At 60.3% G+C, this 22,878-nt stretch carries 24 protein-coding genes; 10 read left to right on the top strand and 14 right to left on the bottom strand.

What is annotated here, in order from left to right:
- The first annotated feature begins 50 nt into the window (after window positions 1-50).
- Both phnL and phnN read left to right on the top strand, forming a co-directional pair.
- Window positions 51-734 carry a phosphonate C-P lyase system protein PhnL gene (gene phnL, locus J4E08_RS14310; RefSeq protein ID WP_349539078.1) on the top strand — a complete coding sequence of 228 codons (684 nt, stop codon included), beginning with the start codon at window positions 51-53 and terminating at the stop codon, window positions 732-734.
- Window positions 731-1,273 (top strand): phosphonate metabolism protein/1,5-bisphosphokinase (PRPP-forming) PhnN, encoded by a 543-nt coding sequence (gene phnN / locus J4E08_RS14305; protein ID WP_349539077.1) that lies wholly within the window; start codon window positions 731-733, stop codon window positions 1,271-1,273. The genes phnL and phnN overlap by 4 nt, the downstream gene beginning before the upstream one ends.
- On the opposite strand, the gene J4E08_RS14300 is transcribed toward phnN, so the two are convergent.
- Window positions 1,255-1,929, bottom strand: coding sequence for a DUF1045 domain-containing protein (locus J4E08_RS14300; RefSeq protein WP_349539076.1), 675 nt, complete (start codon window positions 1,927-1,929; stop codon window positions 1,255-1,257). The genes phnN and J4E08_RS14300 overlap by 19 nt on opposite strands.
- On the opposite strand from J4E08_RS14300, the gene J4E08_RS14295 reads away from it, so the two are divergent.
- Window positions 1,928-3,121, top strand: a complete 1,194-nt coding sequence (locus J4E08_RS14295) for an alpha-D-ribose 1-methylphosphonate 5-triphosphate diphosphatase (RefSeq protein ID WP_349539075.1) — start codon at window positions 1,928-1,930, stop codon at window positions 3,119-3,121. The two genes, J4E08_RS14300 and J4E08_RS14295, sit on opposite strands and share 2 nt — an antisense overlap.
- Before the next feature lie 737 nt (window positions 3,122-3,858).
- Here the strand turns inward: J4E08_RS14295 and J4E08_RS14290 are convergent.
- The 5 genes from J4E08_RS14290 to J4E08_RS14270 are packed head-to-tail and all read right to left on the bottom strand — an operon-like array spanning window position 3,859 to window position 9,190.
- Window positions 3,859-5,304, bottom strand: coding sequence for an aldehyde dehydrogenase (locus J4E08_RS14290; RefSeq protein ID WP_349539074.1), 1,446 nt, complete (start codon window positions 5,302-5,304; stop codon window positions 3,859-3,861).
- A 48-nt stretch (window positions 5,305-5,352) separates the two neighbouring features.
- Window positions 5,353-6,249 (bottom strand): ketopantoate reductase family protein, encoded by an 897-nt coding sequence (locus tag J4E08_RS14285; RefSeq protein WP_349539073.1) that lies wholly within the window; start codon window positions 6,247-6,249, stop codon window positions 5,353-5,355.
- Window positions 6,250-6,271: 22 nt separating this feature from the next.
- The gene (locus tag J4E08_RS14280; protein WP_349539072.1) at window positions 6,272-7,630 is read right to left on the bottom strand and encodes a TRAP transporter large permease; all 1,359 of its coding nucleotides are present in this window, start codon (window positions 7,628-7,630) and stop codon (window positions 6,272-6,274) included.
- Entirely contained in the window at window positions 7,623-8,147 is a 525-nt protein-coding gene (locus J4E08_RS14275) for a TRAP transporter small permease (protein WP_349539071.1), read from the bottom strand. The genes J4E08_RS14280 and J4E08_RS14275 overlap by 8 nt, the downstream gene beginning before the upstream one ends.
- A 2-nt stretch (window positions 8,148-8,149) precedes the next feature.
- Complete coding sequence (locus tag J4E08_RS14270; RefSeq protein WP_183968666.1) at window positions 8,150-9,190, bottom strand: TRAP transporter substrate-binding protein; 1,041 nt, start codon at window positions 9,188-9,190, stop codon at window positions 8,150-8,152.
- A 123-nt stretch (window positions 9,191-9,313) separates the two neighbouring features.
- On the opposite strand from J4E08_RS14270, the gene J4E08_RS14265 reads away from it, so the two are divergent.
- From J4E08_RS14265 to J4E08_RS14245, 6 genes are all read left to right on the top strand, one after another.
- The gene (locus J4E08_RS14265; protein ID WP_349539070.1) at window positions 9,314-10,255 is read left to right on the top strand and encodes a LysR family transcriptional regulator; all 942 of its coding nucleotides are present in this window, start codon (window positions 9,314-9,316) and stop codon (window positions 10,253-10,255) included.
- A gap of 33 nt (window positions 10,256-10,288) precedes the next feature.
- On the top strand, window positions 10,289-11,038 hold the full coding sequence (locus J4E08_RS14260) for an IclR family transcriptional regulator (RefSeq protein ID WP_349539069.1): 750 nt from the start codon (window positions 10,289-10,291) through the stop codon (window positions 11,036-11,038).
- A gap of 90 nt (window positions 11,039-11,128) precedes the next feature.
- Complete coding sequence (locus J4E08_RS14255) at window positions 11,129-12,841, top strand: thiamine pyrophosphate-requiring protein (RefSeq protein ID WP_349539068.1); 1,713 nt, start codon at window positions 11,129-11,131, stop codon at window positions 12,839-12,841.
- A gap of 119 nt (window positions 12,842-12,960) precedes the next feature.
- Entirely contained in the window at window positions 12,961-13,245 is a 285-nt protein-coding gene (locus J4E08_RS24545) for a hypothetical protein (protein ID WP_502949275.1), read from the top strand.
- Between the two features lie 9 nt (window positions 13,246-13,254).
- Window positions 13,255-13,584: an IS3 family transposase gene (locus J4E08_RS24540; RefSeq protein WP_502949280.1), complete on the top strand. Its 330-nt coding sequence runs from the start codon at window positions 13,255-13,257 to the stop codon at window positions 13,582-13,584.
- A gap of 350 nt (window positions 13,585-13,934) precedes the next feature.
- The gene (locus J4E08_RS14245; RefSeq protein WP_349539067.1) at window positions 13,935-14,570 is read left to right on the top strand and encodes a nucleoside/nucleotide kinase family protein; all 636 of its coding nucleotides are present in this window, start codon (window positions 13,935-13,937) and stop codon (window positions 14,568-14,570) included.
- A gap of 1 nt (window position 14,571) precedes the next feature.
- Here the strand turns inward: J4E08_RS14245 and J4E08_RS14240 are convergent, their stop codons facing one another.
- From J4E08_RS14240 to J4E08_RS14210, 7 genes are all read right to left on the bottom strand, one after another.
- Window positions 14,572-15,111, bottom strand: coding sequence for a PQQ-dependent catabolism-associated CXXCW motif protein (locus J4E08_RS14240; RefSeq protein WP_349539066.1), 540 nt, complete (start codon window positions 15,109-15,111; stop codon window positions 14,572-14,574).
- Window positions 15,108-15,947 (bottom strand): substrate-binding domain-containing protein, encoded by an 840-nt coding sequence (locus tag J4E08_RS14235; RefSeq protein WP_502949274.1) that lies wholly within the window; start codon window positions 15,945-15,947, stop codon window positions 15,108-15,110. Before J4E08_RS14235 ends, J4E08_RS14240 begins: the two co-directional genes overlap by 4 nt.
- The gene (locus tag J4E08_RS14230; RefSeq protein WP_349539064.1) at window positions 15,931-16,470 is read right to left on the bottom strand and encodes a c-type cytochrome, methanol metabolism-related; all 540 of its coding nucleotides are present in this window, start codon (window positions 16,468-16,470) and stop codon (window positions 15,931-15,933) included. Before J4E08_RS14230 ends, J4E08_RS14235 begins: the two co-directional genes overlap by 17 nt.
- A gap of 104 nt (window positions 16,471-16,574) precedes the next feature.
- The gene (locus tag J4E08_RS14225) at window positions 16,575-18,377 is read right to left on the bottom strand and encodes a methanol/ethanol family PQQ-dependent dehydrogenase (protein WP_349539063.1); all 1,803 of its coding nucleotides are present in this window, start codon (window positions 18,375-18,377) and stop codon (window positions 16,575-16,577) included.
- A 174-nt stretch (window positions 18,378-18,551) separates the two neighbouring features.
- Window positions 18,552-18,977 carry a c-type cytochrome gene (locus tag J4E08_RS14220; protein WP_183968652.1) on the bottom strand — a complete coding sequence of 142 codons (426 nt, stop codon included), beginning with the start codon at window positions 18,975-18,977 and terminating at the stop codon, window positions 18,552-18,554.
- Window positions 18,978-19,006: 29 nt separating this feature from the next.
- Window positions 19,007-19,831 carry an S-formylglutathione hydrolase gene (fghA, locus tag J4E08_RS14215; RefSeq protein ID WP_349539062.1) on the bottom strand — a complete coding sequence of 275 codons (825 nt, stop codon included), beginning with the start codon at window positions 19,829-19,831 and terminating at the stop codon, window positions 19,007-19,009.
- A gap of 7 nt (window positions 19,832-19,838) precedes the next feature.
- Entirely contained in the window at window positions 19,839-20,966 is a 1,128-nt protein-coding gene (locus J4E08_RS14210; RefSeq protein WP_349539061.1) for an S-(hydroxymethyl)glutathione dehydrogenase/class III alcohol dehydrogenase, read from the bottom strand.
- A gap of 179 nt (window positions 20,967-21,145) precedes the next feature.
- On the opposite strand from J4E08_RS14210, the gene J4E08_RS14205 reads away from it, so the two are divergent.
- Window positions 21,146-21,751 carry a hypothetical protein gene (locus J4E08_RS14205; RefSeq protein ID WP_349539060.1) on the top strand — a complete coding sequence of 202 codons (606 nt, stop codon included), beginning with the start codon at window positions 21,146-21,148 and terminating at the stop codon, window positions 21,749-21,751.
- Here the strand turns inward: J4E08_RS14205 and J4E08_RS14200 are convergent, their stop codons facing one another.
- Window positions 21,752-22,783: a quinoprotein relay system zinc metallohydrolase 2 gene (locus J4E08_RS14200; RefSeq protein ID WP_349539059.1), complete on the bottom strand. Its 1,032-nt coding sequence runs from the start codon at window positions 22,781-22,783 to the stop codon at window positions 21,752-21,754.
- Between the last annotated feature and the right edge of the window lie 95 nt (window positions 22,784-22,878).

The raw sequence follows: 22,878 nt of genomic DNA, 5'->3' as shown, positions 1-22,878 counted from the left end.
AGTGGGGCAAGCCCCCACACCCCCCGGAGTATTTTGAAAGTAAAGAAGTCATGATCGAAATCGAGAATGTGTCCAAGACCTTTACCCTGCACAATCAGGGAGGCACGGTCATCCGCGTCATGGAAGGTGCGTCAGTGTCCGTGGCCTCCGGCGAATGCGTGGCATTGACCGGTGCGTCCGGTGCCGGCAAGTCGACACTGATGCGGATGATTTACGGCAATTACCGCGCGGCGTCTGGCCGGATTTTGGTAGGCGGGGTCGATGTGAGTTGCGCAGCACCCCGTGAAATCATCGCGCTGCGCCGAACCGTGCTTGGCTACGTTAGCCAGTTCCTGCGCGTCGTCCCCCGAGTGCCGACGCTGGACGTAGTTGCCGAACCGCTGCGTGCGGTGGGTGTGTCTGCACAGGAGGCGGAAGTGCGTGCCGTCGAATTGCTGCGCCAGCTCAACATTCCGGAAACCTTGTGGGGCTTGTCACCGACAACATTTTCAGGGGGCGAACAGCAGCGGGTAAACATCGCGCGGGGCTTTGCTTACCCGTACCCGGCGCTGCTGCTGGACGAGCCCACCGCTTCGCTGGATGCGCAAAACCGCGAGGTGGTCCTGTCGCTGATTGAAGATGCCAAAGCACGCGGAGCAGCCATCGTCGGCATCTTTCACGACGAGGCCGCCCGTGATCGTATCTGTGATCGTGTCATTGACGTGACCGGTTTTACCCCGGCGCGGGCGGCATGAGCGGCAGGCTCATCGCGATCGTCGGACCAAGCGGCGTCGGCAAGGACAGCGTGATGGCAGGCATCGTTGCCGCGTCGCCAAAGGTTGGCATTGTGCGGCGGGTCATCACCCGCGCTGCTGAGGCCGGCGGAGAGGACTTTCTCGCCGTGACACCGCAGCTGTTTGAACAGATGCGCACCGAGGGTGCCTTTTGCCTGACATGGGCCGCGCACGGCCTGCTGTATGGTATACCCGAGGCCGCGCGGGATCAGGTTGCCGAAGGTGCCACATTGCTGGTGAACCTGTCGCGGGGCGTGCTGCCTGCGGCGCAAAAGATGTTTCCCGGGCTATTGGTTCTGCAGCTGACGGCCGCGCCGGAGGTATTGGCCCGGAGGCTAGCCCTGCGCGGCCGCGAAAACGCCGAGGAAATCAAGGGGCGACTGGCTCGCGCGGAATTTGCCATGCCCGAGGGAGTCGCCGCGCGAAGGCTTCACAACGACGGATCTCTGGATGAGGCCGTGGCGCAGGCATTAACCTTGATTCATCCCGAAAGCGTATAGCGATGCAGCAGCTCAAATCGACCATCGGCGCGCTCACCGCTCAGGCAGATATCGCTGACGAGAAAAGGCTGCGGCAGCGTCGGCAGCCGCATTTGGATCTGCGCTTCGATTGTGTCGAGATCCTTGGCGGGCGCCTTGCCGGTCAGGGTCAGGTGAAAGCGGAACTGATCCAGAACGAAGGGGTAGCCCCAGCGGGTCAGATGCGCGTCCTGCGTTTCGGACAGCCCACCTTTGCGACGTTTCGCAAGCTCGGCCTCCGTGGCGGCGGCGCGGAAGTCGTCAAGCTCGGTGACGCAGGCCGCCGCAACGCGACCAATTCCAGAAGTGTCGCCGGTGGGGGTGAGCGCGAACCAACGCCCGAACCGCGTCAGGACCAAACTATCTGCCTGCGCAGGCGCGGTGCGGGACGCGAGATCCGCAACAGCAGCACGCAAATCGGCCTCCGTGCGGCCTTGCCTCAAGCGGAACGGAGGTTTCAGCGTGCCGTGAAATCCGTACTTTCGCGGCGCGTCTGTCAGCGCGGCGATGCCCGGAACATCCGGTTGCGCCCGCGACTTGGCGGCTTGTGCGTCCCAGCCGAGCCACTGTGCTCCGAAATCAGCCAATGCCCCGACCGAGGGCATGTAATAGATAGCAAAACGGGAATGTTGTGACATGAACTCTCCTATCCTTTCCGGCGCTTCGACACAGGCTCATGACGCTTCTGTGTCAGGCTCCGCCTGCCTTGCCAATGCCCGGTTGATCCTGCCCGAAGTCGAAATAATCGGCTCACTTACCGTCGAGAATGGCACCATCACCGATATTCGCGAAGGCGATCACCTGCCGGAGGGCGCTATCGACTGCGGTGGCGATGTGGTGACGCCGGGCTTGGTGGAGCTGCACACGGACAACCTTGAGCGCCATATGGAGCCGCGCCCCGGCGTCAACTGGCCGCATGTCTCTGCCATGCTGGCCCATGACGGGGAACTTGCCTCCTGCGGCATCACCACGGTGTTCGACGCCATGCGCGTCGGCTCCATTCACTCCGGCACCGGCCGCTACGACAAATATGCGCGCGGACTGGCCTCCGAGATGATGGCGTTGCGGGCCTCTGGTGCATTGAGGATCAGCCACTTTCTGCACCTTCGGGCCGAAATCTGCTCCGAAACCCTGCTGGAGGAGCTAGCGGAGTTCACGCCGGACGACCGTGTGGGCATCGTCAGCCTGATGGATCACACGCCGGGACAACGTCAGTTTCGCGACCTCTCCAAGCTCAAGCAATACGTCGCCAAGAAGAAGAACATGAGCGATGCGGAGTTTGCCGACCATGTGGCGCATCTCAAGGGCCTGCAGGAGGAGCATGGCGCCCGGCATCTGCACGGCGCGGTGTCAGAGGCGCGGCGTCTGGGCGCAACCCTTGCTAGCCACGATGACACAACGCAGGCTCAGGTGGGAGACTCCGCCGCGCATGGTGTGCGCTTCGCAGAGTTTCCCACCACGCTCGAAGCTGCACAAGCCTGCCGCAACAGTGGTATCGAGATCATGATGGGCGCGCCGAACATCATTCGGGGCGGATCGCACTCGGGCAATGTCTCGGCTTCGGAACTGGCCAAGCTTGACCTGTTGGACATTGTGTCATCGGATTATGTACCTTCCGCCCTGTTGCTGTCTGCATGGCGGCTGGCGGCGCTTTGGGACGACATGCCGCGCGCCATGCGCACTGTGACGCAAGCGCCGGCCAGCGCCGCCGGGCTGATGGATCGCGGCGCATTGAAGGTTGGGCTGCTGGGCGACCTGTTGCGCATCACATCGCTGGACGACACGCCCATCCTGCGCGGTGTTTGGTGTCGGGGACGTCAGGTCGGGTAGTGCGGTCTGGATTGGCTTCGGACGCGGCCTGCCGGGCAGCTCATGGCGCGGGACTTTGACTGACGATTTGCCTGATTTCATATCTCCATCCGCGATGTCGGAGCGCAGCCCCGACATCGCCGCTTAAAGCGCATAGGAGTTTCGTGGACCCTGTTATACCTGCTATAACAATTCCCTGAGAGAGTTGTCTGACCAAGTTCGCCATCCTCAAGATCCTTGAGGCAGCGATGGTCGAGCGTCTGGCTCGGGAAACACGGCGGAAGACCCGAACGGCAATCGTCTCGTACGGCCATGTCGACAAATCGGATGAAGTCTGGACGACGTCTACTCGAATAGGGCTTCCTTCACGGCAACTGTGCAAGGGTATGCGCAGAGACGTGTAGCGATTGAGGACGGCGATGCGGATTTGATCTCTGCCGTACGGCGGTTCAAAGCCGTCGCCGCACCCCTCTTGGCAGTGCATTCGCAGCCCATGCGAAAGGAGAGCCTTGGCCCATCAATTTCATGCAATGTATCCAATGACGGAAACGGGTACTTGCTTCGGAAATAAACTGAGCATTTTTTAGATGCCGCCTCGCTATTGATATCGGCCAAGGGCATTTTTGGACGGTCTTTCAACGCTTCGCTAAAAACGCACCGCCAAGCGTCTCGTTGGAATGACAACATACCCGCGCCGGATCAGGGAAACCAGCGCGCCGGATCGGCGCGCTGGTTGGCTGGATGTACCCAATGTCGTTTTAGAACGGGTAGTGCTGGTTCGGATCCTCGATCGTAATCCAGCGCAGGTTGGTGAATTCGGCAATCGCCGCCTTGCCACCGAACCGCCCATAGCCGGAATCGTTCACGCCGCCGAATGGCATCTGTGGTTCATCCGCGACGGTCGGGCCGTTGATGTGGCAAATGCCGCTCTTGATTTTCTTTGCAGCCGAAAGCGCACGCTGGATGTCTTGGCTGAAGACCGCCGCCGACAAACCGTACTCGGTGTCATTGGCCACGCGGATCGCCTCGTCGTCGCCCTTGACGCGGATGATCGACTTCACCGGACCAAAGCTTTCTTCGCCGTAGATGCGCATCTGGGAGGTCACGCCATCCAGCAAAGTTGCGGAGTGGATCGCACCGTCGCGCTGTCCGCCCGCGACAACCTTCGCACCCTTCGCGGTGGCATCCGCAATCAGAGCTTCCATTTTGTCACCCGCTTCCGGGTTCACAAGCGCGCCGAGCACGACTTGACCGCGCGGATCGCCGTAGGGCAATTTCGACGCTCTTTCGGCCATCTTTTGCGTGAAGACATCGGCGATTTCTTCATCGACGATGATACGCTCGGTCGACATGCAGATCTGGCCCTGGTTCATGAAGGCGCCAAAGATCGCGGCATTCACCGCACCGTCGATGTCCGCATCAGACAGCACCACGAGCGGCGCCTTACCGCCCAGCTCCAGCAGCGACGGCTTGAGATTTTCACCAGCCAACCGGCCGATGATCCGCCCCACGGCAGAAGAGCCGGTGAAGTTCACGTGCTTGACCTCCGGCGCCTCGATCAAAGCCTTGACCACTTCAGCGGCGTCGGCGGGAGCGTTGGAGATGTAGTTAACGACACCTTCGGGGAAGCCCGCCTCGACAAAACAATCGACAATCATGCGATGCGTCTTCGGGCACGCTTCGGAGCCTTTCAGGATCACGGTATTCCCACAGGCGAGCGGCATCGCCAGCGCGCGGGTGCCAAGGATCACTGGTGCGTTCCACGGCGCAATCCCGAGGCAAACGCCTTTGGGCGTGGCGATACCCATGGCAAGCGTGCCGGGCTTGTTCGCCGGTATGACCTCGCCGCCAATCTGGCTGGTCATTGCAGCGGCTTCCCGAATTACACCTGCGGCGAGCATGACGTTGAACCCCGCCCATGGGCCGGTCGCGCCTGTCTCCGTTATCATGGTCGCGATGAAATCATCGGACTTCGCGTCCATGATGTCCGCCGCCTTGTTCAACAGGGCGCGGCGCTCGCCGGGACCTGTTTCTGCCCATGCGTGAAATGCAGCGCCTGCCGCTTTGGCCACGGAGGCCGCGTCGGCGGCTTTGCCTGCCGCGGCGGTGGTCGCCACTTTGCCGGTCACCGGGTCGATGCGGTCAAAGGTGCCCTTGTCAGCCGGATCAGCGTCGGTGTTATTTACAACGAATGCCACTGTCATCGTGTTCTCCTCCTGAGATGTTACTTGTTTCGGGGCGTAGAACGCCTGTCAGCTTTGGTTCTCGCGCATGCGCACAAGCGCGGCCAAAAGCCGATTCATCGGCACGTCCATGCCGCGCTTCTCTCCTTCGCGTTCGACGTATCCGTTCAGCGCCTCGATCTCTGTCCTGCGCCCTGCCTCGACATCCTGCACCATCGACGGCTTGTGGCCGATGTGTTCACGCAAGGCAAAGTCGATCTGTTTTCTGACGGCGTGGATATCGCCCGTCACGCCCGTCGCCGCACCCACCAAAAGCACCTCGGCAGCAATATCCTGCGCAAGGTCCGCGCCAATGTGTTCAGCAAGCGCGCCAACGGTTCCCTTGCCCAAGAGAGCGGTGGCGTTCAATGCGCAATTGAATGCCGCCTTCTGCCAGACCTGCGCCGCGGCGGTCTCGGTCCAGCTCAGCTGGTCGCCGTCAAGGTCGGCCGCCAGGCGCGCGGCGGGCCCGTCCGGATCAAGTGCGTCAAAGGGGGTGTAGGCCAACCCGTGGCTTGCCACGTGGCCCGGTCCGCGCAGGTCACCAGGCGTCATGGTGCATCCATAAAGGACCTGTCCGTCCGGCACGCGGGCACGCACGCGTTCCACGTTGCCAAGCCCGTTCTGCAACGTCAGCACGCAGGCCCCGCCCGAGATCAGCGGCGCGACACCCTCCAGCGCCGCGTCTGTATGCATTGTCTTGGTCAGAAGGATTATCAGGTCCATCTGCGGTGCCTCATCCGGCCGCATCGCAGGAATTTTGAGATGCTCGGTCCGGTCGTCCCAATCGACACGCAGGCCATTTGCCTTGATCGCGTTCAAATGCTCTTCGTTCAGGTCGAGCAGGACAACCTCGTGACCTGCCGTATGCAGTTCAGCACCGATCACCGATCCAAGGGCGCCTGCGCCAAGTATTGCGATTTTCATCGTGTTTTCCTTTTCACCAGATCTAGCTGCCGAAGACCTGCGGCAACCAAAGCACAAGACCCGGGAAGGCCAGAAGTACTCCCACGCGGACGATCTCCGCCCCAAAGAAAGGCAAGACGCCTTTGAAGGTCTCGGACATCGGCGTGTTTTTCGCCAGTGAAGAGATGACAAAGACATTCATGCCCACTGGTGGCGTTATCAATCCAAGCTCCACGACGATCAGCGCAAGGATGCCAAACCAGACCTTCAGGTCCTCGGTGCTCATGCCAAAGCCAGATCCCTCGGCCCCCATGTACAGCCCGCCGTTCAGCTCGACGAGGACCGGCCAGAAGAATGGAATAACCAGCAGGATCATCGACAGGCTGTCCATCAGGCACCCCAAGAGGATCAGCGCAATCAGCAGCATGATCATCACGGACATCGGCTCCAGACCGGATTGGATGATCCAGTCAGCGGTTGCCTGCGGCAGACCGATGCGGGACATGAAGATCTTCATCAATTCCGCACCCAGCAGGATAAGATAAATCATTCCGGTGGTTGATGCCGTTTCGCGCAGGGCGCCGAGGATATCGCGACTGCGGATTTCGCGCGTGATCGCCCCGTACAGCCAGACAAGTGCAACCCCGATGGCCGCTGCCGGTGTCGGGTTGTAAAACCCGCCATAAATGCCACCCAGCACGATGCCAAAGATCGAAAGCACCGGGATCATGCCAATGGTTGCGGCGCGGAACTCTGCCGCGCCGACCCCGCCGTGTGCGGGACCTGCGTCAGGCTTTATCCGGACGTAAATCGCAATGGTCAGGATGAACAGAACCACTGCCAAAAGGCCCGGCAGCAGAGCTGCGGCAAACATGGTGACGATGTTCGCCTCGACGATGATGGCGTAGATAATCAGCACCACGGAGGGCGGGATCAGGATGCCCAGAACCCCGCCTGCGGCCAGTGTCCCTGTGGCGAGCGCACCGGAGTAGCGATATTTCTCAAGCTCTGGTAGCGCGACGCGTCCCATGGTCGATGCCGTGGCCAAAGACGATCCGCAGACCGCGCCAAAGCCCGCGCAACCCGCGATGGCGGCCATGGCGGTTCCGCCACGCATCCAGCCGAGCCATGCGTTGGCACCGCGGAACAGCGCGTGGCTCAGCCCCGCCTTGGACGCAAGTGCGCCCATAAGGATGAACATCGGCACGACCGACAGGTCGTAAACAGAGAACTGACCGTAAGCCAATGTCTTGAGCTGGTTGAAAACAGGCGCGATGCCGTTCACCAGCGCGATGCCGACACCACCCACAAGAATCATCGCATAGCCGATGGGGATACGAATGGCGATCAGCGCAACGAGAACGACAAGCGCCGCGATGCCCAGCGTCAGGGGATCAGTCATGGATAGCTCCGTTCGACAGGTGCCGGACGTCCAGTAAAAGTGTGCTCAGCGCGGAAACGGCGAGCAGGGCAAAGGAAACAAGGATTGGTATGAACGCCAACCAAACAGGGATCTGCAGGATCGAGGTCTCGTAGGCATAGGTTTTCTGATCGATCATGCCGTCATACATCCGCCATAGCATCAGCAGAGCAAAGAGCAGCGCGATTACCGATCCCAGAAGGTTCAGAAAGGCCTGAGTGCGTGGCCCCGCGTTCTGGGTAAAGATATCGGCGGTCACGTTTGAGCGTATCAGCTGGCAGTACGGCAGAAAGCTGAAGGCTGCGACCGCAACGCCCATCTCGGTCATTTCGAAATCGCCGGGAACAGTCCAGCCGACCAGCGTGCCAAGCACCGAAGCCACATTCATCACGACCACCGCCAGCAGCAGTGCCCCGCCAAGAAGTGCCCAGATCACGACAATCCTCGCGACCGCCCCGGTACCTTCGGGGCGGCCGTCCTGTTCCAACATGCCAGCCATTCTCAGTCTGCCGTGTTTTCGGTGACCAGAGCGCGCGCTTTCTCGACCAGCGCGGCGCCGTCGATGTCACCGCCAGTGACCTCTTCGATCCAGCGGTCCACGACCGGCTCCATGGCGTCAAGGAAGGGCTGGGTTTCCGCCTCGCTCAGGATGCGGTGCGTGTTGCCTGCGTCCGTCGCGAACTTGATGCCGAAATCGTCCGAGGCGCGCCAGATGTCGCCAACCTGCCCCCACCAATCGCGGCCGGAGGCGTCCCGGAACGCTTGCTGGATGTCTTCGGGAAGCCCGTCCCAGCGTGCCTGGTTCATAGAGACCTGAAAGGTCGTGTTGCCAAAGCGCTCGCGCTCGTACATTTCGATCTGATACTTGGTCTGGTCCTGGATCTTCAGCGGCGGAATGATCTCCCATGGGATCAGCGCTCCCGCGACAACACCTTTTTGCAGCGCGGGTGGCAGTTCCGGCACCGGCATCGCCACCGGGGTCGCGCCGAGCGCCTCGATCACCCATGCGCCGGTGCGCGTCGGGATGCGCAGCTTGGCGCCCGCGAGATCGTCGAGGCTGGTCACGTCGAGATCGGCGGTTTGCAGCCCCTGCCCCGCGTGCACGTGCAGGAACATGACCTCAAGGCCGGCATAGTCCTGCGCAAGATCGTCCTCGAACATATCATAAAGCGCGAGGTTCGCGGCCTTGGGATCGTTCCGGTAGACGGTCGGCAGTTCCATCACCTCGGTGCGCGGGAACAGGCCCGGCGTGTAGCCGTTTACGGTCCAGATCAGATCGACAATCCCGTCGCGGGCCTGCTGCACCAGTTCTGGCGGGCGCCCCCCAAGTGTCATCGACGGAAAGATCTCGATCTTCACGCGCCCACCGGAGTTTTCTTCTACGGCTTTTGCCCAAGGTTCCAGCATCTTGGTTTGCGCCGGGGCCTGCTGGCCCAGCATATGGTGCAGGCGGAACGTATAGTCCTCCGCCAATGCGGCTGACGCCAAAGCGAGTGTCGAGGCGGCAACGGTCAACGCGCCAAAAAAGTTACGGCGATTCATGAGTATCCTCCCTTATTTGCTTCTCGTGGCCCACAGGGCCTCTCCTCCGAAAAGCTTGATGGACGATGAAAGGGATTGTGCTTAAAGTCAAAATGATAGTTTGGATAGTCGTCATTCATAAATATGATACCCTCGCGCCGAATAGACCTGAACCTGATGGAGCTGCTGCTGCAGATCTACGATGCGCAATCCGTTTCAGTGGCGGGGTCCAATCTCGGTCTCAGCCAGCCCGCGACGTCAAACGCCCTGAAGCGCCTGCGCCAGATGCTCGATGATCCGCTGTTTGTGCGCGGCGGGCAAGGCATGGAACCGACGCCCTTTACAGAACGGATCGTTCCAAACATCCGCGAACACCTGTCCGGTATCGCATCGGTCCTGAACGATGCGGCGACCTTCGATGCGGCCAACAGCAAGCGCATCTTTCGCCTGTCCCTGTCAGGACTGGGTGAGCAGGTTTTCCTTGCCCCGCTTGCCCGGCGTGTGTTCGAGCATGCGCCCGGCATCCGGTTGGAAAATGCGTCGTCGCCGTTCCTCGACCTGTATCGCACCCTCGCGACACGGGAATCGGAAATGGCCATCGGCTTGTTGGAAATGCATGATCCGCAGCTTCGTCAGGTGCATCTTTTCAATGAGGACTATCGCGTGATCGGGCCGCCGGGACTGTCGCGACAGCGCGCGGCAACAGTGGACCTCGGTCAGGAACGGATCGTGATGGCCGTGCCAAGCCTGACCTACGCAGACGACGTCGAAAAAGTGCTAGCAGAGCGCGGGTTGGCCGACAACGTCTGCATGCGGATTCGTAACTTCGGTGCCTTGCCAGAGTTGCTCTCGTCACTGAACGCCTTTGCAATCGTGCCCGGGTATCTCGGGCGGCGTATGGTCGAGGCGGCTCAGGCCACACTTCTTGACATGACATTGCCGAAAGGGCGTCAAAAGGTACAACTCGTCTGGCACATCAACACTCTGCATGATCCCGGCTGTGTCTGGCTGCGTGAACAGATCAGGGATCTCTTTCAAAGTATCGACATCTGCGACGAGGCGGCACACAGGTCGGATCGCCGGTGAAATCGTCCCGCCCCCAACGTCGGAGCAGAAAACATGGCCACACCGCTGAATGGGTCGCTGATCAAGGCCTTTGAGATCCTTGACCTCTTTTCCGAACAACAGCCCCAAACAACCGCCGCCGAGGTGGCGCAGGCCCTGGACATGAGCGCAAGCACGGCACATCGGTTCCTCGTCACACTGGAGCAAGTTGGCGCGGTGGTGCAGGTGCGCAGAGGCACCTACAGTCTTGGCCACCATATCGAGCGCCTTGGACGTATCGCGGAGCGCACCAACCCACTGGCCACAGTCGTTCAGCCCGTCATTACCGAGATCAGCAGCCGCCTGAACGAATCCGTCATGGCGGGGCAGCTCACCCGTGAGGGGGTCGTCTGCATCGCCACGGCTATCGCCCCGCGCCCGATTTCGGTGAATATCCAGGTCGGCCGGCTGCTTGACCTCCACCTATCGGCGCAAGGCAAGCTCTGGCTGGCGCACATGGAACCGGAGGCGCGGGACGCGCGGATAAAAGATCTGATCCGAGTCGGCAAAATGACTGATGCCTACGGCCAGACACTGTATCGCGAAATCGATCTCGCTTGGCGCGACGGATTCGCCTGCAACCGCGGGGAAAGTGAACCGGATATCGGCGCCGTGGCTGTGCCCGTGTTTGACGGGGCCGGAGTCATGCGCATGACGCTGTCGGCTTTTGGCATGGCAAGCCGCTTTACAGCAGACCACGAGGCGGAAATCGCGGCGCGCCTTCGCGAAGCTGCGCAAGAGGTTTCAAACGCTATTCCCGGCTAACTGATGCCGAAGCTTGACAATCCTATTTTGCCGCACAATCCTGTATGAGATATTCATCTCACTATGTGAGATATTCTAGATGAGGGCGAGATGACCGAAGACAAGAAAATGACCGCCGGGGCAGCGCTGCTATCGCGTTTCAGCGCACTGGGCGTGGACTATGTTTTCACCAACTCCGGCACCGATTTCCCCCCTGTCATCGAAGGCTTGTCCGAAGGCGAGGCGAAAGGCATGTCGCTGCCGCGCACCGTCACCGTGCCGTTCGAAAGCGCCGCAACCGGCATGGCGCACGGCTACACATTGGCCACGGGCCGCCCACAGGCCGTCATGGTGCACACAAACGTAGGGCTCGCGAATGTTTCCATGGGCGCGATCAACGCGGCCTGTGACAACATCCCGATGCTGCTTTTTTCCGGACGCACACCGACCCTCGAAAAGGGGCGGCTCGGCGCGCGTACCGTGCCCATTGGCTGGGGCCAGGAAATGCTCGACCAAGCCAGCCTGATCCGCGAGGCCAGCAAGTGGGACTACGAACTGCGCTTTCCCGAACAGGTCTTTGATGTCACCGATCGCGCCCATGGCATCGCGTCCTCGACACCAAAGGGGCCAGTTTACATCAGCCTCCCGCGTGAGGTTCTGTGCGAAACTATTCCCGCCCAAGGCGCCCTGCGCCGTCCTCAGATGCGCCCCGCAACAATCGGCCCAGATCAAGGCCTGATCGCAGAGATCGCGCAGCTGCTCGCCGAAGCGAAGAACCCCGTAATTTTTGCCCAACATGGCGCAGGCTCGCGGGAGGCATTCGACGCTCTGGCGCGTCTGGCTGAGGACTGGGGCATTGCCGTCTGCCAATATTGGGCTGTTGAACTCGCGCTCTCGACCACGCACCCGATGGCAACCGGCCCTGACCCGCGGCCTTGGCTTGAGAAGGCCGATGTGGTCCTCTGCCTTGACGCGCTCGCGCCGTGGGCCCCGGCACAGGCCGAACCGCTCGAAGACGCAACCGTCATCCAGATCGGTCCCCGCCCCTTGCAAGAGCGTACAGGCGTGCGCAATTTCCGCTCCGATCTGGCCATGACCACCGAGGTCGCTCCGGCCATTCTGGCGCTTGAAACCGCGCTCTCGAAATTCAAGGACAGTCACGGGTCCGCGTCGCAAACTCGTGCCAAAGCCGTCGCACACAGCAACGAGGAAGACAGAACCGCACGTTTCACCGCAGCATGTGCCGACGAAGGCGCCTCGGCTCTGACGAAACGCTGGGTCAGCCACGAACTTTCCATGCACCTGCGTGACCGCGACGCCGCCGTCTTTTCCGAACTCGGCTGCCAGTTGCCGTCCATGCTGCTTGAAAAGCACCAAAGCTGGTTTGACGGGCCGCATTCAGGTGGCCTGGGCTGGGGGTTTCCGGCGGCAATGGGCTTTGCCCTCGCGCAGCCGGAAAAGTCGGTTATCGCCACCATGGGCGACGGTTCCTACATGTTCGCCAATCCCGTTGCGTGCCATCAGATCGCCGAAGCGCTGGACATCTCAATGTTGGTGATCGTGTTAAACAACAGCGAATGGGGTGCGGTCCGCCAGTCCGTTCTGGACATCTACCCCGACGGCCACGCCGCGCGCGCCAATGCGGTTCCTTTGACCGACCTCTCGCCCAGCCCGAACTTCGTGAAGGTCGCGGAAGCCTCCCGCGCTTTCGCGCGTCACGCCAAGGATGTGGCAGGGTTCCGCACAGCCTTGGCCGAAGCACTCGATCATGTGGAGGCAAAGAAGGGGCTGGCGCTCATAGAGGTCACCATCGCGAAATCTTGAGCTCAGTCTCGCGCGAAGCGTGCCGAAGACCTGAAGCCCGCGATCGAGTGTGTGTTTGAGGAAAACCTCAGCGTCTACGGCGGTCGCAAGATCTCGCACGCTTCACGGTCGCACGGCTGATGAAGAATATTGCGTTTGAAAGCGTTGTACGCGGCAAGACGTGCAAAACAACGATCCCGGATAAAGCGATGCCCTGTCCATTGGACAAGGCGAGCCGGCTGTTCGACGCGCCAGCGCCAAACGTGCTCTGGGTCAGCAGCACCATCTATGTCGCGACGCCTCAGGGGTTTGTGAATGTGGCCTTCGTCACAGATGGCTTTGCCCGTAGCCGCCTTGGCTGGCGCGTAGGCCGCACGGCGACGGCCGGATTTGTTCTCGCACCCCGTCCATCAATGCAGACCTGACAGGATCACCTGGTCCATCAATCGGATCGCGGACCGCAACATCTATCGAACAAGAATAACGAACAGCTTGCAGAGGCGAAGATCGCCCCGTCTGTCGGCAGTGTCGGGGATACATATGACAATTCTCTGGCAGAAACGAATAATGGCCTGTTCAAGGCTGAAATCATTCACCGTCGTGGACCGTGGCGCAGCTTCGAGGCAGGGGAGCACGCAACATTTGAACGGATCGATTGGTTCAACAATCGTCGACTGCAGGAACCCATCAGACACAGCCCGGCAGCCGAAGCCAACTTCCATGCGGCTCTGGAGCATGGCCGTCGGTCATTGGCTCAATGGTGAGAGACGATGCGAAACTGTCATTTTCGTGGGTCAGCGGCGGCTGACGATCAAATGAAACCGATGCGACAGCCATGAACAGTTGCCCGTACCGAACCGAATTAATAACTGCCTACGATGTTGAGCGCCTCCTCAAAGCGAACAACCGCCTCATGCCTTGCGAATTCATCTGCGAGAACTGGACAACAAAGCCAGATCGTTTCATTTACGAGGCTGCCCGAAACAGGCTGGGGCTGCACAACTTGGGAGGTGTCTTGAACGCGAGGTAACCGACTTAGGCGTAGAAAGGCGGCTTGCATCGGCGAAAGGTCTTCGACACCTTTATCGCTACCATTTCATCGGGAGGGGCCAATATGACGAAAACTGTGGACTTGGATGGGTTGCTGGCTAAAGCTCTGGAGTTGCTGGAGCGCCCTGGACGTCACTTTATGGCCATCGCTGGCGCACCCGGTTCTGGCAAGAGCACCACGGTCGAGACCTTGTTTTCGATGATCGAAGAACAACGCAAAGGCTCTGTGGCCATTTTACCGATGGATGGCTTTCACTACGATGATGCGATCCTTCACGCACGCAACCGCCGACCGTGGAAAGGCGCGCCAGACACCTTTGATGTAGGTGGATTGGCCTCGGTCCTCAAGCGGTTGAAGGCCGCCGAAGAGGACGACGTCGCCGTTCCGGTTTTTGACCGCGATCTTGAAATCTCGCGTGGGTCGGCGCGGCTGATCCGGTACGATGTGCCGCTGATCCTGGTCGAAGGGAATTACCTGCTGTTGGATCGCGACCCCTGGACACGCCTGCATCCTTTGTTTGACGCCACTGTCATGATTGATGTCCCGGAGGAGGAGCTGGCGCGGCGGTTGCGGATGCGATGGAAAGGGTACCAACTGACCGAGGATCAGATCCATGCCAAACTGGAAGACAACGACATGCCCAACGGCCGCACGGTGATTTCAGAAAGCATCGACGCGGACATAAAGTTCTTGCAGTAAATCACTGAGAAGGCTGGAGTTCCATCGGGCGCACCTGCTCAGTCGGGTAGTCCATGAAGGTCCAGCCGTCCGTGCCCTCCGGAAACCAATACACGGCGGAATAGCCCCAGTCGGCCGCCCGTTTGGCAGCGTTCCAACTCATCCAGCAGTCGTTCAGGCAGAAAAAGACCACTGGCCGGGAGGGATCCGCATCAGTGGCGTTCGTCAAGCCACGACGAAAGTAGTCCGCCGTGACCTCCGCGAGAGCCCCGTAGCCGACATTCGGCAACCAGAGCGCTCCGGGGATGCTGTGACGCGGTTTGTCGCGCCAGATCGTGCCTTCGGGAAGGTTTGCGGGTTTCGGCGCATGGGGCAGAACATCGATGAAGGCCGCGCCGTCCTGCCAAAGCTGATAAGCTCCTTCGGGACTGATCGTCGTGCCGCCGGTCACCGTGTCCGGCACTGGATCGCGATAGTGGTCCATCCGAAAACCATCAGGCTCAGCCACTTGAGCGGCAAGCGGCGCTGACAGCATCAGCCAGACCAGCGCCGCGCGGATCATTGGCCGACGTCCAGCAGACCCGTTCCCATGTCATTGATCAGCGGCACGCCCGCCTCCGCCAGAATGGCGTTGATCTCATCCTGATTGCGGCGAATGAGCGAGTTCAGCTCTCGTTGCCAGACCTTTTCACCCTGACGCACGCCCATGGTGATCCGGTAATACAGTCGGGGCGGCAGCGTTTCCTCGACAAGCGGTATGGCCGCGAAATCTGCGTGCTGTTGCTTGACCAGCGGACCTCCGATGGGCCCCCAAAGAATGGCAGCGTCGATATCTCCATTCTGGAGGTCGTCGAGCATGTTCTCCGCAGGGCTTTCGTAACGCCGATCCACGGTCAGATTGTAGGGCTTCGCCTTTCCGATCAGACCGTTGCGCGCCATATGTGTTGCGGGCGGTGTGCCCGCGATGACACCGATGCGCGCGCCTTTGAGCGTCTGGTCGGACAACGACGTGACCTGCGCCAGCGGACTGTCCTGCGGCGTGATGAGAACGAAGGTCGAGGTCAGGTAATGGTTGGTGTTCAACACCAACTCGTGCCCCTGCGCGTAGCCGATGATCACATCACATTTTTTGGGCTTGAGCGTGTTGCGCACAAAACCCGTTGCCATGGGATACCATTCGTATCGCACGGGGAGATCAAGCTTTTCGCCAATCAGATCCGCGATCTTGTTCTCGTATCCGGTGCCGTCCTTGGAGGACATGGGCAGGTTGGCAGGATCAGCGCAGACGCGCAGGGCGTGCTTCGAAACCAGATCCGATGTCTGGGCCTGCGCGGTAAATGCGAGAAGGCCCAGCATCACAGATGCCAGGCCCATTTTGAGGTTAGCCCATGCAGGCATCTTCCATCTCCCGGATCAGGTCGGATTTGGCCTCTTTCTTGGCCGGGCGACCGCGCGGGACGGCGTCCATGCCGCGCGCCTTCAGGTAGACATAGATGTCGTTCAGATAGCACATGACGTTAGGGTTATCGCCAAAGTGGGGCATGACAGAGTTGCCGTTCTGGCGACCGTTTACCACCACGTCGTAAAAATCATAGTAGTCCATGTGCACGGCGGAGTTCTTGATCTTCGGTGCGTAGGTCGATCCCTCGCCGTCGGGGCCATGGCAAACGTGGCATTCGGAGTGATACCGGCGGAAGCCCGAAAAGGTCATCCAGTCAACGGTGCCATCTTCGGACACATTGTAGGTGGGAATGTCGTCTTCATTGTAGTAGATGCCACCGTCCTCGTAGGAAACGGCCACTTCGTCGGTGTGTTCAGCGGGCTTCACCGGCTGGTCACTCCAGCTCTGGGCGGAGGCAACGACGGGCAACGTCACGCAGACGGCAGCGGCAAAGAGAGTCTGGGATGCGGTGCGCATCATGGGTTCACCTTCTGGCAATTCGTGGGGGGAGGGTCCGACGCGCACGTCCTGGCGTCGGACCCGAGGGGTTTGGTGGGGCCAAAAGCTGGCCCTCACGTCATGCCTTAATCTGGCAGAGCAAAGACGGTCAGTTGACCACCCAGCGCGGTGTAGTCGCTGAGTGCCGCGTAACCACCCACGGCGCCAAGGCCGTCATTCGGGTTGGTCAGACCAGCCGCAAGGCCGATGCCGGCCCAGCCGCCAATACCCGACAGGATACCGATGAACTGCTTGCCGTCATGCTCGTAGGTCATCACGTTGCCGATGATGCCGGAGGGAGTCTTGAACTTGTACAGCTCTTCGCCCGTCTCGGCGTGCACCGCTTTCAGATAGCCTTCGAGTGTGCCGTAGAACACCACGTCACCCGCAGTGGCCAGAGCACCGGACCAGACGGAGAACTGCTCCGGCAAGGACCACTTGATTTCGCCTGCGAGGTTGTCCCAGGCGATGAAGTTACCCATGCCACCATGGCTGTCGGGCGCCGGGTACATCGCGAGGGTCGCGCCGACATAAGGCTGACCTGCGGTGTAGGACACGCGGAACGGCTCATAGTCCATGCAGACGTGGTTGGTCGGGACGTACATCAGCTGGGTCTTGGGCGAATACGCCGCCGGCTGCTGGTCCTTGGAGCCAAGCGCCGCCGGGCAGATGCCGGTGGAGTTGACGTCTTCGCCGTTTTGCTCGGTAGAGTATTCCGCCACCACTTCAGGACGACCGTAGGTGTCGGATTCCGGGTCCATGTCGACGCCGGTGGTCCAGTTCACGACGGGGTCGTACTTTTCAGCCACCAGCAATTCGCCAGACACGCGGTCCAGAGTATAGCCAAGGCCGTTCCGGTCGAAGTGGGTCAGTAGCTTGCGCTCTTGTCCATCGATCTCCTGCTCCGTGAGGATCATTTCGTTGACACCATCAAAGTCCCACTCGTCGTGGGGCGTCATCTGGTAAACCCACTTGGCTTCACCGGTATCGATGTCACGGGCGAAAATGGTCATGGACCAACGGTTGTCACCAGGGCGCTGCGCCGGGTTCCAGGTCGAAGGGTTGCCAGAACCGTAGTAGAACAGGTTCTCTTCCATGTCTGCCGCGTACCATCCCCATGTGGTGCCGCCACCGATCATCCACTGGTCGCCTTCCCAGGTCTTGATCGAGCTGTCCGCGCCGACCGGCTCGCCCAAGTTGGTGGTTTTCTCAGGGTCGAACATGATCTGGTCGTCGGGGCCGACAGAGTACGCGCGCCACAACTGTTCACCAGTGGCCATGTCGTATGCAGTGACGTGGCCTTGGACACCAAATTCACCACCAGAGATGCCGACGATAATCTTGTCTTTTACGGGCAGCACGGTCGCGGTGTTTGTTTCACCTTTGGAAGGGTCGCCGTTTTGAGCTTCCCAAACCGTTTCACCAGTCTTGGCGTCCAGAGCCACAACCTTGGTGTCTGCCTGATGCAAGAAGATCTTGCCATCGCCGTAAGCAACGCCGCGGTTCACAGTGTCACAGCACATTACCGGAATCACGTCCGGATCCTGCTTGGGCTCGTAACGCCAGATGATCCGGCCTTCGTCGTTCAGGTCCAGAGCGTAAACGATATTCGGGAACGGGGTGTGGACATACATGATGTCATCCACGACCAGCGGCGACCCCTCGTGACCGCGGAGAACGCCGGTCGAGAATGTCCAAGCCACCTGCAGATCCGCCACGTTGTCGGCGTTGATCGCATCAAGTTCCGAGTAGCGCTGGTTTTTATAGTCGCCAGTCTGAATCGCCCACTGTGTGGGGTCGTCCATCTTGGCCACGAGATCGTCGTTCGCCATGGCCTGTGTGGCCACGCAGAGCGCCAGTCCCGAAGTGAGTAGTTTGATCGATCGCATGATCTTCCTCCCGTTGATTCGCGGCCTGCGCCGCTGCTTGGCCCAGCCCGCATCTAATGGGGCGCGGCCGGTTGTTACCGAACTGCCGGGTCTCCCTCCCGGCCGTACGGTAAGCTTGTAACTGCACCACCGCGCCTCCTGCTTGGCGGTGCAGTAAATTGGTCGTCGGGCGGTTTACTTGCCCGAAAAAGTCGCCAGATAAGCGATTACGTTGGTCCGGTCTTCTTCCTTACGAAGTCCGGCAAAGGCCATCTTTGTGCCTTTGGCGTAATCGCGAGGTTTTTCGAGGAACGCAGCCAGGTTTTCCGGCGTCCATTCTTTGCCTTCATCGTGCATGCCGGCCAGCGTATCCGAGTAGTCGAAGTCTTCCTTGGACCCGACGACGGAGCCGACAACACCGTTCAGCACTGGGCCGACGCGGTTTTTGGCATCTTCGCCAACCTGGTGGCAGGCCTTGCATTTGCGGAAAACCTTTTCACCAGCTTCTGCGTCGCCCGCGACTTCGACGCTTGCGGCGTCACTGGCCATTTCGTGGCTTTCAGCGGCAGCCATCAGAGGCGTCAGAGCGACGAAGCTGGCGGCGATTGCTTGCTTGATCATATTAAACCTTTTGTCTTTCGAGTTTCGATCTATTGAAGCCGTTCAGCGTGCCAAGCGACATGGTCACCGGCAAAGGAGTTCACGAAGAAGTAAGAATGGTCATAACCCTTCTGCATTCTAAACGTCCCCGGCTGACGACGACGCGCCATCATCTCTGCCAACGCGTCCGGCTTCAACAGGTCCAGGAATTGGTCAGCCTGGCCCTGATCTACCAAGATATCGCCTTTCCAGCCCTTGTCCTCTAGTAACAAGGTCGCATCATGGTCTGCCCATGCACTTTCATCATCTCCGAGGTAGGCGGAAAGCTGCTTGCGACCCCAGTCGCTTTGGGTCGGATTCGCGATCGGAGCAAAGGCAGAGACGCTCTCGAACAGGTCAGGGTTGCGCATTGCGATGGTCAGAGCCCCATGTCCGCCCATCGAATGGCCGGTGATCCCGTGGCGATCCTGAACGTCGAACTGCTTGATCACGATGTCGCGCAATTCATTCACCACGTAATCATACATTCGAAAATGCGTTTTCCACGGGGCGCGGGTGGCGTTCACGTAGAAACCAGCGCCCTGCCCCAGATCGTAGGCCTCGTCGTTGGCGACGTTGTCGCCGCGTGGGCTGGTGTCCGGGAACACCAGCGCAATACCATGTTCGGCGGCATGTTCCTGCATACCCGCCTTTGCCATGGCATTCTCATGCGTGCAGGTCAGCCCTGACAGATACCAGAGCACCGGCACCGGACCATCCTCCGCCTGCGGCGGCATGTAGACCGCAAAAGTCATGTCGCAGCCACAGGTGTTGGAGGCGTGGCGATAGACCCCCTGAACGCCACCAAAACTGCGATTTTCGGAAATGGTCTCCATGCTGCCCTCAGAACTCGACGACGGCGCGGATGGATTCGCCTTTGTGCATCAGCTCGAAGCCGTGGTTGATCTCGTCCAATGTCAGCTTGTGGGTGATCATCGAGTCGATCTCGATCTTGCCGTCCATGTACCAGTCGACGAATTTCGGCACGTCGGTCCTGCCCTTGGCGCCGCCAAAGGCTGTACCCTTCCAGACGCGGCCAGTGACAAGCTGGAACGGACGGGTCGAAATCTCCGCACCCGCCGGGGCAACGCCGATGATGACCGACACGCCCCATCCGCGGTGCGAACATTCCAGCGCGTCCCGCATGACCTTCACGTTGCCGGTCGCGTCAAAGGAATAATCGACGCCGCCGAGGTGGTCTTTCTCCGTCTTGGTGAGGTCGACGATGGCCTGCACCGTGTTGTCTACCTTGGAGGGGTTAACAAAATGCGTCATGCCGAATTTCTTCGCCATTTCAGCCTTGTCGTCGTTCAGATCGACGCCGATGATCTTGTCACAGCCCGCCATGCGCAGGCCCTGAATGACGTTCAGACCAATCCCGCCGAGGCCAAAGACCGCCGCCGTTGACCCAATCTCAACACCTGCCGTGTTAATCACCGCACCGATGCCGGTGGTGACGCCGCAGCCGATGTAGCAAATCTTGTCGAAGGGGGCGTCCTCGCGCACCTTTGCCAGGGCGATTTCCGGCATCACCGTGTGATTGGCGAAGGTGGAACAGCCCATGTAGTGATGAATTGGCGTACCATCCAACATCTTGAAGCGCGTGGTGCCGTCGGGCATCAGGCCCTTGCCTTGCGTATTGCGGATGGCGGTGCACAGGTTGGTCTTGCCCGACAGGCAGGAGGCGCACTCGCGGCATTCCGGAGTGTACAGCGGGATAACGTGATCTCCCGGCTTCAGCGTGGTGACGCCCTCGCCGACCTCAAGCACGACGCCTGCGCCCTCATGACCCAGAATCGCCGGAAAGATGCCCTCCGGATCGTCGCCCGAGCGGGTGAATTCGTCGGTGTGGCACAGGCCGGTGGCCTTGATCTCAACCAGAACCTCGCCCGCCTTCGGGCTGTCCAGTTCAACTTCCATAACCTCAAGCGGTTTGCCGGCCTCCAGGGCCACGGCGGCGCGTGTACGCATCGTGTCTCTTCCTCTCTCGTGCCCATGGCAATCAGGCGAAGGGCGTCCTTGGTCTGAGTATGAGAGGCTGCGACGTGTTGGCACAATGCATACCATCGGATGCATCCCAGGGTCGGTCGCGCGCATGGACAGAGCGGCGGCGCTCCGTCATCCTTGCTGCCGATATGGGAGGAAACCAAATGTCCTTGAGCAAAGCTTTCGTGATCGCGCTGATCTGCGGCAGCAGTTCCGCCATCGCCGCCGATTTCACGGACCCGACGTGGCCCTGTGTCCAGCGCAAGGTCGAACGCTTATCCACCGGTCTCATGTGGCCGCACCCGATTCCCGAAAGCCTGCCTGAAGACGAATCGGTGCAGACCGATATCGCGGCCCTGGCAGAGAAGCTTTCCCTGCGCAGCCTGACGTTGGAAGAACTGGAGCCAGAGATCGCGGCCTTCGCCAAAGCGCACGGCCATGATCCGGCACTTCTGGGGCTGGTGTTTCAGGACGTATTCGACGGCCTGTCACGGCGGCGCACGCGGATCATTTCCGGAATCGGTGATTTTTCACTGGGCCAGATTGGCTTGTCGGAAAAGATTGAGGGCGCACGGATGGAAATGGACACCCAAATGACCAAGGACGAGCCGGATTTCGACCGGGTCGATGCCTTGGAGGAACAACTCGACTGGGATCAAACGATCTACTCAGACAGGCAAAAATCCATCACATACCTGTGCGAGACGCCGGTCCTTCTCGAACGACGGCTTTACGGGATAGCGCAACTTCTGGCCGGCCAGATCGAATAATCATTCCCACTCCAGTTCGGTAAAGGCCACCGTGGCGTTGCGGGGGTTATAGGCCTCGAAGAGCTGCCAGTTCGGCGCCTCGCTTTCCGCGATATGGCCGACGGCCGCGCCAAGCCGTTCACCGCCTGCTATGGCATTCCGCGTGTCCGTGGCAAGGCGATTGAGATATCGCTCTAGCGGGGCCGCGCCGTCTGGCCAAGAGAGACTGGCTGCCCCGTGGCCCGGCACAGCCCGCACGAAGGGCTGGCGGATCAATTTTTCCAGCGCACCCTGCCACCCGGGCAGGGAGCCGTCCAAAGCGGGTGTGTGCTCGTGAAACAGCAGATCCCCGGCAATCAAGGTTCCCGTGGCGCGGTCGACAACGGTTAGGTCCGTGCCGGTATGCGCGCGAGGCCATGTCTGCAACTCCAGCGTACGTTCGCCAAGGTCAATCTCGACACTGTCGCTGAGGCTATTGTCCACCTCCGGCACACGGGTGCCAATCATGCTCTGTGCACCGATCAGACGGGAAAGGCTTTCCAGGTAATTTTCCTGCCGGTCCATTAGCGCACGCGACAATCCCTCGTGCGCCACCACCTCTGCCCCTGCGCGCGCGAACACATCCGCGCCAAACACATGGTCGGGGTGCAGATGAGTCAGGATCATATGGCTTACCGGCAGATCCGTTCGTTGGCGAATCGCGCGCCATGCAGCTTCCCCCATCCAGGCCGCGGACCCGCTGTCGATCACCGCAACGGAGGTCTCTCCGATCACGATTGCGAGATTGGAAACGTCGCCACGATTTTCCTCATCTGGTTCCGCGATCTGACCCTCATGCACCCAGAGACCGGGCGCGACCTCTGTCAGCGTCAACTCTTGCGCCACTGTGCGGCAGGTCGGCGATCCCAGAGGTGCCCCGACTGAAAACTCCGGCACGTCAGGCAGTTGCGCCATACAGTCGGCCTGCGTTTCAGCCTCGGCACCGGGCAACAGCACGTCACGACAGGGGCCTTCGCCTGCATTGAGACAAACCAGTACAACGGCTTCGAACATGACAGATCCTCCCACGCTTATCCTGCCACAGCGCGGGGGGCGCTCCACACCGACTTAATGTGCTGTAGGGCGATGAGGCGCAGTATGCCAAGCTT

Source organism: Sagittula sp. NFXS13 (assembly GCF_040148795.1).
Taxonomy (GTDB): Bacteria; Pseudomonadota; Alphaproteobacteria; order Rhodobacterales; family Rhodobacteraceae; genus Sagittula; species Sagittula marina.
Note: the sequence above shows the minus strand (reverse complement) of the source record. Positions and strands in the feature narration are given on the sequence as shown.